Source organism: Dietzia sp. ANT_WB102 (assembly GCF_008369165.1).
Lineage (GTDB): Bacteria > Actinomycetota > Actinomycetes > Mycobacteriales > Mycobacteriaceae > Dietzia.
In genome coordinates this window covers 1,070,428-1,082,024 of sequence record NZ_VOBA01000001.1, presented here as the reverse complement: position 1 = coordinate 1,082,024, position 11,597 = coordinate 1,070,428, and the positions used below count along the sequence as shown (strand labels likewise).

Here is an 11,597-nt window from a genome sequence, read left to right as displayed (position 1 = left end):
TCAGCGTTGCTTGAGTAGGACCGCCCTGATCCCCTCGTGGAATCCGTCGCGCAGGCGCACTCGCTGAGCTTCTGTCAGTGTGAACTCGTTGAGCATCTGACAGGCGAACTGCAGTAGTGGGCGGTCAATCACAGGGGGCAGCACGCCGCCCGACAGAAGGTGCGCCTGGTCCCGCTGCTCATCGGTAGCGGCCCGCTCGTACCACCACGCGGCGTACTGCTGACCCACGTCAAAGGGCGTCTGCTCGCCGGAGGAGGTCCAGACCTCGTTGGGCAGCGGCACGAACTTCGACCGCAGCGGGCGACGATGAGGAGCCATCATCGACGGGTTCGGCCGGGACGAATTATCAGTCTGAGCCCCCGTGTCCGAGGACGCGGGGGCCTCGGGCACCGAGCCAGGCTGAAGCGCGCGTTCGGCCTCGCCACCCTTCTCGCTCCCACCGGCCTGCTCGTCGTGCCCAGCCTGCTTGGCCAACTGAGCAGGCGACGGCGCCGATGCCTGCTTGGGTGCCGGTGTGGGTGCCGGTGTGGGTGTTGGCGCCCCCGCGCGGTCCGTAGTGCGAAGCGATTCGTCCGCAGTGGCCGCGGGATCCGCGGGGGCCACGGGATCCGCCGTGGTCGCGGGTTCCGCCGCATCCGATGTGTGCTGCTCGGACTCGACCCGTGCGGCACACTCCTGCTCGTCCGCGGCCAGTTCCTCCGCGTCGGCGACACGCTCCTCCTCGGCGGCGGTGAGGCGGGTTTCGTCAGCAACAGATGCAGCCGAGGCGCGGTCTGAACGTAGCACCACGTCGGCCATGCCCACCGCTTCCTCGGGTTCCGTCTCGTTTGCGTCCTCCCCGGGGTTGACCGGGGGCACCGTCGGGGTGCGGACCTTCGGGGGAATGGGTCCCTCCAGAACCCTGATCTGCATCGCGTCATGGAAATCAGTGCGGGGATCGAGCACGGTCGTGGTGTCGCAGGCGTGACGTAGCGCCGAGGAAATCGAATCCCACCCGAAGCCCACGAGGTGCATGCGGACACCGGCGTCCACGGCGACCCGCACCCCGGGGATCATGTCCGCATCCCCGGTCACCAGGACCATGTCCGAACAATGCCCCTTGTAGGCGGCCTGGATCATGTCCGCCACGAGGAGCGTGTCGACGGCCTTCTGGGTCCGGCGCTCGCCCCACTCGATCAACTGGCCGGCGCGCAGCTGCACGCCTTCGATAACGCGAAGAGTGCGCTGATAACGGTGGGGACCAGAATCCGGGATGCCGTCGTACCAGTTCTGGCGCTGGACCGGCTGGTCCACCAGACCGTGAGCTACATGGTCTAAACGGTGCACAACCGTGGCAAGCGATATCTCTAGCTGGCCGCGCGCACCCTCCTCCCAAGAATTGTAAAAACTAGCCAGTAGATACGACGTATCCACGAGGACCAGAGTCCGTTCAAGCATGATGATCACTACCTGTTCTGTTTGTTTACGTTGACTTCCAGCATGCCGCAGGGCGAGCGGCCCCGCAGGGCCCGCCGCCGAACACCGTCAGGAGCACCGATGTCGCACCCCGCCCCCACCCACGCCGATCTCAGCGGAAGGGTCGTGCTGGTCACCGGCGCCGCGCGCGGCCAGGGCCGAGCCCACTGCGAGGCGTTCGCCGCAGCCGGCTGCGACGTAATCGCCCTGGACCTGTGCCGGGACATCGACACCGTCCCGTATCCGATGGCAGATCCAGAGGACCTCGAGGCCACCGCCGAGGCCGTGCGTGCGCTCGGCCGCCGCTGCATCACCGGCGAGGTGGACGTCCGCGACCTCCCCGGGATGCGGGACGCCGTCGACGCGGCGGTCGCCGAGCTGGGCGGCCTCGACTTCGTCATCGCCAACGCCGGCGTCTCGCCGCAGCCCGCCCCGTCGTGGGAGCGCAGCGAAGAGGAATGGGATACCACGCTCGACATCAACCTCAAGGGCACCTGGGTGACGACGACCGTCGCGATCCCCCACATCCTGTCGACAGGACGCGGCGGGTCGGTGGTACTCGTCAGCTCGATGGTCGGCCTACGTGGCGGCTCGTTCACCGCCAGCTACGGCACATCCAAGTGGGGCGTACGCGGACTCGCCAAGGCACTAGCCGGGGAGCTGGGCTTCTCGAACGTCCGGTGCAACTCGATCCACCCCGGCAACGTACGCACGCCGATGATCGACAATCCATCGATGATCGCGATGATGACCGGCGGCGAGGGGACCACGCTGGAGGACACGGCGGAGACGTTCAGCAGCATGACGCAGATGCCCCAGCCGTGGGTCGAGCCGTCTGCCATCGCATCCATGGCCGTCTACCTGTGCAGTGACGCCGGTGCCGGGATCACCGGGGCGTCCATCCCCATCGACCTTGGCGGCAGCGAGAAGTTCGGACGCTGAGCCGGACGGTATAGCCGAACCCAGACGACACCGGCCCGCTCCTCAGACGAGGAGCGGGCCGGTGCGGTGCGGGCCGGGCGGTGGCCCGGCGTCTCGAATCAGAGAGCCTCGGGCTTGTTCGGACGCGGCACACTGAGGGTCGAGCCGGTGGCGCTCCACACCAGCGACCAGAAAATGTCGACGACGGGCTGGATCGCCCGAAGAAAAATGTCGTTGGCGTTGCTCATTGTGTGTGTCCCCTCGTATGTCTTGCTACTGCGTACTGAGTCGTACCGCTGTGTCTGTCATTCAGTCTTGTTCCCTCAAGACGACCACTATGTCGTCACGAACCCGCTCGACGTTACACAACCGTGATATCTAGCACGACACCGTCGCCTTCCGGCGCACGCCAGAACCACCCCGGCCCCCCGCGAACGGTCCCGGCCGCGCCCGTCGAGCGCATCGGGCCACCGATCAATCCGACATCAAATATGTGACCCACGCAACCGAATCTACCTACGCGACCGTAAGTTACGGTACCGTAGCTTTATGGCAATCACGGACATCCCGGAATTCGCACACCTCACCGAGGACGACATCGAGGCTCTCGGCACAGAGCTCGAGCAGATCCGCCAGGACATCATCGGCTCACTCGGCGAGCGAGACGCCGCCTATATCCACAACACAATCCGCTTCCAGCGCGGACTCGAGATCGCGTCCCGTGGACTACTGCTCGTGGGCTCGCGAAACCGCACAGCCTGGGCACTCGGAGCCGGCGCGCTGGGCGTGTCCAAGATCATCGAGAACATGGAGCTCGGCCACAACATCATGCACGGCCAGTGGGACTGGATGAACGATCCGGAGATCCACTCCACCACGTGGGAGTGGGACATCGTCGGGACGGCCGAGCACTGGAAGCAGACCCACAATTACATCCATCACAAGTACACGAACATCGTCGGCATGGACGACGACGTGGGGTACGGCCTCCTGCGGGTGACGCGTGACCAGCGCTGGTCGCCGTTCTTCTACGGAAACGTCGCCTACAACACGATTCTTGCGCTGATGTTCCAGTGGGGCGTCGGCATCCAGCACCTCGAGCTGGGCAAGATGGCCAAGGGTCGCGACGACCGCCCCGAGACCAAGCGCAAGATCGCGAAGTTCGCCAAGAAGGCGTCGCGCCAGCTACTCAAGGACTACGTCCTCTACCCGGCCCTGTCAGGCCCAGGGTGGAAATCCACTGCCAAGGCGAATCTCGTCGCGAACGGGATCCGCAACGTGTGGACGAACGCAGTGATCTTCTGCGGCCACTTCCCCGACGGCGCGGAGAAGTTCACCAAGAAGGCCGTGGAGGAGGAGACGAAAGCCGAGTGGTATCTGCGGCAGATGCTGGGCTCGGCCAACATCACTGGGGGACCGGTCATCGACTTCATGTCGGGAAACCTCTCGTACCAGATCGAGCACCACATCTACCCAGACATGGCGAGCAATCGTCTGGCAGAGGCGTCGATCCGCGTGCGTGAGGTGTGCCGCAAGTACGATCTTCCCTACGTCGCCGGCCCGCTGCCTGTGCAGTACCTCAAGACCTGGCGCACCATTGCCAAGCTGTCCCTGCCCAACCACATGCTCCGCGACACCGCTGACGATGCGCCGGAGACCCACTCCGAGCAGATGTTCGCCGACCTGCCCAAGCCCCTGCCGGCCACCAACGGCCAGCGGGCGGGCCTGAAGACCGCGCTCAAGCACCATCGTGCCAACCGGCGGGCCCGGAAGGTCGCCGCCTGACCAACGGCCTCCGAATCGACGCCACGGACGCCACGACGCCCCGGCACCGGACAACGGTGCCGGGGCGTCCGTGATTCCGTCGCCCACGATCCCGTACGGCGATAGGCTGACGCTCGAGTCGGCGGGACCCGTCGACCTCCCGGCACTACAGCGGTCGAGCCGAATGCCTGGTGGAAAACGACGACGGGAGCCCACATGGAGGACCGGCGCATGCTCATCGCCGATTCCGCGATCGAGGTCGTGGCGAGGGACGGTGTCCGCGCGCTAACCCACCGCGCCGTGGATTCGGAGGCTGGCCTGCCCTCGGGCTCCACCTCCTACTACTGCCGTACCCGCGCGCAGCTCCTGGCACTCACCGTCGATCGACTCACGTCGCTGCTGCGGGGGTTCGTCGAGGTCTCGGGAATCCAGGAACTGGCGTCCTCCGACGCCGACGACGTGCTGGCGATGCTCACGCGCATGGTCGACGGGCTGCTGGCCGACTACCGCGGCGAGCTGGCCGCCAGGTCGGCGTTGATCGTCGAACTCGCCGGCAAAGCGGACACCACAGACCTCGTCGCCGCCCTGCTCGACCCGAGCGACCTCGTCGGCGCGCTCGACGCCGCCGGGCTACGGGACCCGGCGACCGCCGCTGTCGACCTGTTGACCGTGTACGAGGGCCTGCTGTGGGAACGCACGGTCGGCCGCCTCGCCGACACCGAAATTGACGAGAAGCACGACGCCGACATGCTGGGAGCGGTGCTCGCCCGACACGAACACCGCGGACCCCGCAACCTCTTCGGCCGGCGCCGCTAGTCCGAGATCGCCTCGAGCGGGCCGGTCTTGGCGGCCCGGTGCGCGGGCCACAGCGACGCGAGCACCCCGACGACGGCCGACGACGCCAGCACCACACCGATGCTGCCCCATGGGATCGTCGTCTCGGTCAGACCGCTGTCGGCGAGCACCGTGACAAACGCCCAGCCCAGGTAGACGCCCACGGCTGCGCCGACCAACGCGCCGAACACGGCGATCTGCGTGGACTCGAGGTTGATCGTGCGGCGGACCTGCGAGCGTTGCATACCCACCGCGCGGAGCATGCCAATCTCGGTACGACGTTCGATCACCGACAGGGCGAGGGTGTTGACGATGCCAAGTACCGCGATCACGAGGGCCAACCCGAGCAGCGCGTAGATGATCGTCAGCAACTGGTCGATGCCGCCGGTCTGGGTGTCGATGTACTGCTGCTTGCTCTGCACCGTGGCGATGGGGATTCCGACGAGGTCGTCGGTCACCGCCGCGAGGACCTCATCCTGGCTGACTCCATCGGCCGCCGAGACGAGCACCGTGAAGGTCGACCGGAGGTTCTCCGGCACCAGGCGCTCGTAGACGTCCATCCCGGTAAAGAACGGCCCGAGGACCTGGGAGTCCTCATAGACCCCGGTGACCCGCAGGGTGCTCTCGCTGCCGTCGGGTCCGATGAGCGGGACGGCCGCGCCCATCGACCAGCCGCGGTCTCTGGCTACCGTCCGGGATACGACGAGCGAGTCGGGACCCGGGTCGATCGAGCCGTCGATCACGGTGGCGTCGATCATCTCGTCGACGGGGCCGCCCGCGGCGGTCACTGCCTGTGGTTCCCCGGCGAGCTGGCCGAACGCGAACGCCAGCCAGGCCACGTTTCCGACCTCATCGAGGCCCGCGATCTGCTTCTCGATTCCGCCGGGCAGCGGGGTAGGCGGCCCCTGGGAGGCAACGCCCTGGACCACGACGTCGGCGTTAATGTCCTGGTTTATGACGCCGCTGATGCTCTCCTTGGTGGTGGCACCGAGGGTGCCGAACGCCGCCACCAGGGTCAGTCCGAGTGTCAGTGCGAAGGCGGTCGCGGCAGTCCGGCGGGTGTTGCGCCCGGCATTGGTGGCGGCGAGTTTGCCTACCGCACCGAACGGTGCGCCGATCACCCTTCCGATGCCGCCGGCGATGGGTTTGGCCAGCGCGGGCATCACCAGGAAACTGCCGATGATCAGCGCGGCAGCGCCAACTCCGACGGTGATCGCGCCGTCCCGGGTGGTGTCTTGCCACGTGCCGATCAGCGCCAGCATGAGGCCGCTCACCACGGCGAAGAGCCCGACCGAGGTGCGCCAGCCGCCACCGGCCTCGGTGGACACCGAGCCGACGCGCATGCCCTGGACCGGGGCGACACGTCCGGCGCGCCGGGCGGGCGCCCAGGCGGAGAAGACGGTGACGACGAAGCCCAGCACGAGCGGGGTGATGATCGACATCGGCGTGAGCGCGAGGGCCCCGGACGGGATGCCCAGGTCGAATGCGTCGAGCACCACGAAGATCAGCTGGGCCAGGCCGAAGCCCGCCACCACGCCGATGGCGGAGCCGACGAGCCCGGTGACGGCGGCCTCGGCCATCACCGAGCGGGTGAGCTGCCCGCGGGACGCCCCGATCGCTCGCAGCAGTGCGAGTTCCCGCAGCCGCTGGGCGACGAGCATGGAGAAGGTGTTGTAGATGATGAACGTGCCGACCAGCAGGGCGATCAGGCCGAACGCGACGAAGAAGTAGTTGACGAAGTCGAGGACGGTCGACAACTGCCCGGATAGCCGTTCCTTGACCTCGTCGCCGGTGCTGACGCTGTACTGGGGAAATTCGGCCGCGATAGCGTCGCGAACCTCTTCCTGGCTCACGCCCGGTGCGGCGCGAACGGAGATCTTGGAGGCGTTCTCGCCGTCGGTGAACAGGGCCCGGGCGCGGTCGGAGGAGAACGCGACGCCCACGTATCCACCGACGTCGGTCTCACTGGAGTAGGCGCCGACGACGGTGACCTCGAGCATGCCCTGCCCGGGGGTGTAGACCTCGGCGGTGCCTCCGATGGACAGTCCGGACTTGGCGAGCACGGTTTCGGGCAGGACGACCTCGTTGTCGGCGACAGGGGCGCGACCGTCGGTGATCCAGTCGCTGTTGCCGACCGAGCGCTCGGGATCGACCCAGGCCAGGCCCTCCGACGGGGCCCCGCCGGACTGGTACGGCGTGCCGTCTGCGTTGAACAACACCACGGTGCCGGAGATGCCCGGAGTGGCCGCCTCGACGCCCGGCAGCGCAAGTACTTGTTCGGCCACCCCGAACGGCACCCCGGCCCCGCGCGGGTCCTCGGGTTCGATCATCGCGGCGAGGTCCTCGGTGTCCTGGTTGAGCAGCCCGTCGAACGTGCTTTTCAGGGTGGAGGTGAACACGAGCGAGCCGGTGACGAACGCGGTGCCCAGCACCACGGCCAGTACCGACAGCACTAGGCGGAGCTTGTTCGCGGCGATGTTGCGCAAAGAGACCCGCAGCATCGGCCGCGTGTGGCGAGGGGCGGAGGCGTGCCTGGGCGCCATCATCGCTCCTCGAGGGCGCCCATGGCGGACAGGATCTCGTCGGCTGTGGGGCGCTCGAGCTCGCGGACGACCCGGCCGTCGGCGAGCAGCAGCACGCGATCGGCGTAGGTGGCGGCGCGCGGGTCATGGGTGACGATGACCACGGTCTGCCCGAAGTCGTCCGCGGCGCTGCGCAGGATGGACAGCACCTCGGCGGACGAGGTGGAGTCGAGGTTGCCGGTGGGCTCATCTCCGAACAGGATGTCGGGTCGACCGACCAGCGCGCGGGCGCACGCGACGCGCTGCTGTTGCCCGCCGGACAGCTCGGACGGGCGGTGCGAGAGCCTGTCACCGATCCCCAGCCTGCCGATGACCTCGTCGAACCACGCGCGGTCGATGGGGTGACCGGCGATGTCCTGGGGCAGGGTGATGTTCTCCTCGGCCGTCAGGGTCGGGACGAGATTGAAGGACTGGAACACGAAGCCGATCCGGTCGCGCCGCAGGGCGGTGAGTTCTTTGTCCGCCAGCCCCACGATCTCGGTGTCGCCGATGCGCACCGAGCCGGAGGTCGGCCGGTCCAGGCCGGCCATGCAGTGCATGAGTGTCGACTTGCCCGAGCCGGAGGGGCCCATGATCGCGGTGAACCGCCCGCGTTCGAAGGTCGCGCTGACGTGGTCGAGGGCGCGGACCTCGGTCTCACCCTCCCCGTAAGTCATGACGAGGTCGGTGGCGACGGCGGCTGCGGAGTCCGGCGCGCCGGCGTGCTGGTGGGTCTCGGCCTGGGTGGTCATGTGCTCCCTCGGATCATGGTGGTCAACCTAAAGCTTGCAGGAATTCGGAGCGGATGCCGATAGGGGATTGCCCGGATGTTCACAGATCGTTCGCACCGGGCCAGGCGTCGAGGGTCCGCCGGGTCGTGAAGCGGCGTTCCTCGCCGGAAACGGGGTCGGTGAAGGCGATCGACGAGGCCAGCAACTGCAGGGGGGCCGAGTAGTCGCCGGGGGTCACGTCGAGCACGCGGGGGTAGAGGTCGTCGTCGAGGATCGGGGTTCCGAGTGCGTTCATGTGCACGCGCAGTTGGTGGGTGCGGCCGGTGGTGGGTTCGAGCCGGTAGAGCCCGATCCGCGAAGCCCCGGTACCGCGGGTGTCCAGGAGTGTGATCCGGGTGTGGGCGTCGGGCTCGCCGTCGACCTCGGCCGCCTGGAGGGTGCCGCGGGTCTTGACGATGCGGCTGGAACGCTCCTGGACGTCGGGGGTCCCGTCGGGGGCGGCGGCGACCGCCAGGTAGGTCTTGGTGACCCGGCGGGCGGCGAAGAGTTCCTGGTAGGCGCCGCGGTGTGAGGGGTCGACGGTGAACACCAGGACCCCGGCGGTGAGCCGGTCGAGGCGGTGGGCGGGCGCCAGGTCGTCCAGCGCGAGGTCGCGCCGGAGCCGGACGAGCGCGGTCTCGGTGACGTGGCCCGCGCGGGGGGTGGTGGCGAGGAAGTGGGGCTTGTCGACGACGACGAGGCGGTCGTCGCAGTGCAGGACCTCGATCTCGAACGGGACAGGGATCTCGGGCTCGGGCGTCCGGTACATCCACACGTCCATGCCCCGGTGCCGCCGGGTCGCTGGGGTCACCGGCGCCCCGTCGGCGGTGACGACCTGCCCGGCCTCGAGGGCCGCGGAGAGTTCCGTGAGCCGGTCGGGGAACCGTCGGCGCAGCTCCTCGACGATGCTGCGGGGCCCCTGCCCGGGGTCGGCCAGCCGGATCCGGACCGGGTCGACCCCGTCCCGCAGTGGCAGTGGCCGCCCGCGACGTCTGGAACTGGACATGTCCACGAGCCTAGTCGCTGAGCTACACTCACTCCCGCCTCATCTGTCCCTCTCGCCACTCTGGGGGACAATCATTTCGAGAACTCGGGAGCACTCATGATCGACGCAGTCGTCGACTTCTTCCTCTTCGGGCCCGGCCGCGCCATCCTCCCGGCGTTCCAGGGCAGCTTCAACCTGGCGTACCCGCCCAACGCGCCCTTTCCGGACCAGCTCTAAAACCGCCGACCTGTGTCACACCCCGGCGGTAGGGTCGGAGCCATGGCTTCTTTAGAGAACACTGTCGTCGTCGGTGTAGATGGCTCCGCTGCTGCCCTCGGCGCGGTGGTGTACGCCGCCACCACCGCCTCCGCCCGGCGCATCCCGCTACTGCTCGTGACCAGTTACACGATGCCGGCCGCGATGTTCGCCGAGGGGATGATCCCGCCTCAGTCCGTCTACGACGAGCTCGAGCGCGAGTGTCATCCCATCATCGAGAAGGCCAGGGAGACTGCGGCCAAGGTCGCGCCTGGCATCGAGGTGTCGCACGCGATCGTGGAGGGCAACCCCGCGCAGGTACTCATCGACTACTCCCGCAAGGCCAAACTCATCGTCCTGGGCTCCCGCGGTCTGGGTGGCATCAAGGGCATGGTGCTCGGTTCGGTCTCGGCCTCGGTCGCCAGTCACGCGTTCTGCCCAGTCGTGGTGACCCGCGAGGACACGGACGACCCTGCACGGACCGGTCCGGTAGTGGTGGGCATCGACGGGTCGGAGATCAGCGCCAAGGCCACCGAATGGGCGTTCGCCGAGGCCTCCGCCCGCGCCACCCCCCTCATCGCCGTACACACCTGGATGGATCCGCAGGTCCAGGCTGCGGCAGCGGGGATCTCCCTCACCGATGAGGACTGGAAACAGCTCGAGCAGCAGCAGCTCCAGACGCTGTCGGAACGGTTGGCGGGGTTCTCCGCCCGCTACCCCGATGTCGAGGTGCAGAGAGTCGTGACCCGCGACCGCGCGGTCAGGGCACTGGTCGAGCAGTCGGAGAACGCCCAGCTCGTCGTCGTTGGTTCCCACGGGCGGGGCGGATTCGTGGGCATGGTCCTCGGTTCCACCTCCCGCGCACTCCTGCAGGCGGCGCCGTGCCCGGTGATGGTCGTCCGTCCGGAATCGCACTCATGAGCGCTTCGGAGAACGTTCGGGTCCGGCGCGATGCCGCGGCCGGGCGTTTCGAGATCCTCGTGGACGAGGTCGTGGCGGGCTACACCGATTACTCCGACGGCACCGATGGTGTTCGGGAGTTCCCCCACACAGTGGTCGCCTCCGAGTTCGGCGGGCGAGGACTCGCCGGGAAACTGGTCGGCGAGGCACTACAGGTGACGAAGGACGAGGGCCTGCGCGTTCGCCCGTCGTGCTCGTTCGTCGCGGGATACATCGACAAACACCCCGGCTCCGCCGAGGTCGCCTGATCGAGCCCCTACCAACATCCGGATAGTCACGGGCCGGTAACGAGTGGGCGACGGTTGACGGCGCGCCGCGGGCCAACGGGAATATTCGTGTCGCCATCGTGTTTACCTGAGAGAGCGGCCCGTCCCGGGCCGAGTATCACTCTCGGGAAAGGACAACCACAATGCTGTGGAGCATCATCTCCTGGATCATCGTTGGTGGCCTGGCTGGCTGGATCGCCTCTATGATCATGGGCAAGAACGCGCAGATGGGCGCGGTCGCCAATATCCTGTCAGGTATCATCGGCGCCTTCGTCGTGGGCCTCATCGTCTCGCTGATCACCGGAGGCGGTGGCATGCCGGAGGCCTTCTCCATCTGGGGCTTCGTCGCGGCCATCATCGGCGCGTGCCTGCTCATCTTCATCGTCTCTGCCGTGCGTGGGCGCGGACGCACCAGGGTCTGACCTACCCCCTACCCGTACTCACTGGCCGGCCCGGTCCCCATGCGGGGGCCGGGCCGGCCGCGTAAAGAACCACGATTGAATGGAGCACCCGATGGGACTGTTCGACAAGGCCAAGGACCTCGCACGCAAGAATCCGGACAAGGTGGAGTCGGCTCTGGACAAGGTTGGCGACGCGTTCGACAAGCACACCGGCGGTAAGCACGCCAAGCACACAGACACCGCCCAGCAGAAGGCCGGCGAGTTCCTCACCGGCCGCACCGCGGACGCGCCCGGCGCGCCTGATGCCCCGGGCGGCACCCCCGGCCCGGCCACCACCCCGCACGATGGTCCGTCCACCGAGGGCCGGCCACCGGCCTGACGTGGCGCACCCCGGCCACCGTCGTGTCGACGGTCACTGCCGATAG

The 11,597-nt window shown here is 67.8% G+C and carries 12 protein-coding genes; 7 read left to right on the top strand and 5 right to left on the bottom strand.

What is annotated here, in order from left to right:
* Window positions 1-1,437 carry an NYN domain-containing protein gene (locus FQ137_RS04955; protein WP_149291405.1) on the bottom strand — a complete coding sequence of 479 codons (1,437 nt, stop codon included), beginning with the start codon at window positions 1,435-1,437 and terminating at the stop codon, window positions 1-3.
* A gap of 99 nt (window positions 1,438-1,536) precedes the next feature.
* Here FQ137_RS04955 and FQ137_RS04950 point away from each other — a divergent pair, with 99 nt between their 5' ends.
* The gene (locus tag FQ137_RS04950) at window positions 1,537-2,397 is read left to right on the top strand and encodes a mycofactocin-coupled SDR family oxidoreductase (protein WP_149291404.1); all 861 of its coding nucleotides are present in this window, start codon (window positions 1,537-1,539) and stop codon (window positions 2,395-2,397) included.
* Window positions 2,398-2,495: 98 nt separating this feature from the next.
* Here FQ137_RS04950 and FQ137_RS15525 read toward each other — a convergent pair whose 3' ends face one another.
* On the bottom strand, window positions 2,496-2,624 hold the full coding sequence (locus FQ137_RS15525; protein WP_255583643.1) for a hypothetical protein: 129 nt from the start codon (window positions 2,622-2,624) through the stop codon (window positions 2,496-2,498).
* 301 nt (window positions 2,625-2,925) lie between these two features.
* Here FQ137_RS15525 and FQ137_RS04945 point away from each other — a divergent pair, with 301 nt between their 5' ends.
* Complete coding sequence (locus FQ137_RS04945; protein ID WP_149291403.1) at window positions 2,926-4,161, top strand: acyl-CoA desaturase; 1,236 nt, start codon at window positions 2,926-2,928, stop codon at window positions 4,159-4,161.
* A gap of 195 nt (window positions 4,162-4,356) precedes the next feature.
* The gene (locus FQ137_RS04940; RefSeq protein WP_149291402.1) at window positions 4,357-4,956 is read left to right on the top strand and encodes a TetR/AcrR family transcriptional regulator; all 600 of its coding nucleotides are present in this window, start codon (window positions 4,357-4,359) and stop codon (window positions 4,954-4,956) included.
* Here FQ137_RS04940 and FQ137_RS04935 read toward each other — a convergent pair.
* From FQ137_RS04935 to FQ137_RS04925, 3 genes are all read right to left on the bottom strand, one after another.
* Window positions 4,953-7,517: an FtsX-like permease family protein gene (locus FQ137_RS04935; RefSeq protein ID WP_255583642.1), complete on the bottom strand. Its 2,565-nt coding sequence runs from the start codon at window positions 7,515-7,517 to the stop codon at window positions 4,953-4,955. The genes FQ137_RS04940 and FQ137_RS04935 overlap by 4 nt on opposite strands.
* Window positions 7,517-8,287 (bottom strand): ABC transporter ATP-binding protein, encoded by a 771-nt coding sequence (locus FQ137_RS04930; RefSeq protein WP_149291401.1) that lies wholly within the window; start codon window positions 8,285-8,287, stop codon window positions 7,517-7,519. Before FQ137_RS04930 ends, FQ137_RS04935 begins: the two co-directional genes overlap by 1 nt.
* Before the next feature lie 79 nt (window positions 8,288-8,366).
* On the bottom strand, window positions 8,367-9,311 hold the full coding sequence (locus FQ137_RS04925) for a pseudouridine synthase (RefSeq protein ID WP_149291400.1): 945 nt from the start codon (window positions 9,309-9,311) through the stop codon (window positions 8,367-8,369).
* A gap of 258 nt (window positions 9,312-9,569) precedes the next feature.
* On the opposite strand from FQ137_RS04925, the gene FQ137_RS04920 reads away from it, so the two are divergent.
* From FQ137_RS04920 to FQ137_RS04905, 4 genes are all read left to right on the top strand, one after another.
* Entirely contained in the window at window positions 9,570-10,466 is an 897-nt protein-coding gene (locus FQ137_RS04920) for a universal stress protein (RefSeq protein WP_149291399.1), read from the top strand.
* On the top strand, window positions 10,463-10,753 hold the full coding sequence (locus FQ137_RS04915; protein ID WP_149291398.1) for a GNAT family N-acetyltransferase: 291 nt from the start codon (window positions 10,463-10,465) through the stop codon (window positions 10,751-10,753). Before FQ137_RS04920 ends, FQ137_RS04915 begins: the two co-directional genes overlap by 4 nt.
* A gap of 161 nt (window positions 10,754-10,914) precedes the next feature.
* Window positions 10,915-11,193, top strand: coding sequence for a GlsB/YeaQ/YmgE family stress response membrane protein (locus FQ137_RS04910; protein ID WP_149291397.1), 279 nt, complete (start codon window positions 10,915-10,917; stop codon window positions 11,191-11,193).
* A 91-nt stretch (window positions 11,194-11,284) separates the two neighbouring features.
* Window positions 11,285-11,551, top strand: a complete 267-nt coding sequence (locus FQ137_RS04905) for an antitoxin (protein WP_149291396.1) — start codon at window positions 11,285-11,287, stop codon at window positions 11,549-11,551.
* The last annotated feature ends 46 nt before the right edge of the window (window positions 11,552-11,597 follow it).

Coding starts and splice junctions, on each gene's coding strand:
- FQ137_RS04910 (WP_149291397.1), top strand. CDS start 10,915: ATGCTGTGGAGCATCATCTCCTGGATCATCGTTGGTGGCCTGGCTGGC.
- FQ137_RS04955 (WP_149291405.1), bottom strand. CDS start 1,437: ATGCTTGAACGGACTCTGGTCCTCGTGGATACGTCGTATCTACTGGCT.
- FQ137_RS04930 (WP_149291401.1), bottom strand. CDS start 8,287: ATGACCACCCAGGCCGAGACCCACCAGCACGCCGGCGCGCCGGACTCC.
- FQ137_RS04915 (WP_149291398.1), top strand. CDS start 10,463: ATGAGCGCTTCGGAGAACGTTCGGGTCCGGCGCGATGCCGCGGCCGGG.
- FQ137_RS04945 (WP_149291403.1), top strand. CDS start 2,926: ATGGCAATCACGGACATCCCGGAATTCGCACACCTCACCGAGGACGAC.
- FQ137_RS04950 (WP_149291404.1), top strand. CDS start 1,537: ATGTCGCACCCCGCCCCCACCCACGCCGATCTCAGCGGAAGGGTCGTG.
- FQ137_RS04940 (WP_149291402.1), top strand. CDS start 4,357: ATGGAGGACCGGCGCATGCTCATCGCCGATTCCGCGATCGAGGTCGTG.
- FQ137_RS04935 (WP_255583642.1), bottom strand. CDS start 7,517: ATGGCGCCCAGGCACGCCTCCGCCCCTCGCCACACGCGGCCGATGCTG.
- FQ137_RS04905 (WP_149291396.1), top strand. CDS start 11,285: ATGGGACTGTTCGACAAGGCCAAGGACCTCGCACGCAAGAATCCGGAC.
- FQ137_RS15525 (WP_255583643.1), bottom strand. CDS start 2,624: ATGAGCAACGCCAACGACATTTTTCTTCGGGCGATCCAGCCCGTCGTC.
- FQ137_RS04925 (WP_149291400.1), bottom strand. CDS start 9,311: ATGTCCAGTTCCAGACGTCGCGGGCGGCCACTGCCACTGCGGGACGGG.
- FQ137_RS04920 (WP_149291399.1), top strand. CDS start 9,570: ATGGCTTCTTTAGAGAACACTGTCGTCGTCGGTGTAGATGGCTCCGCT.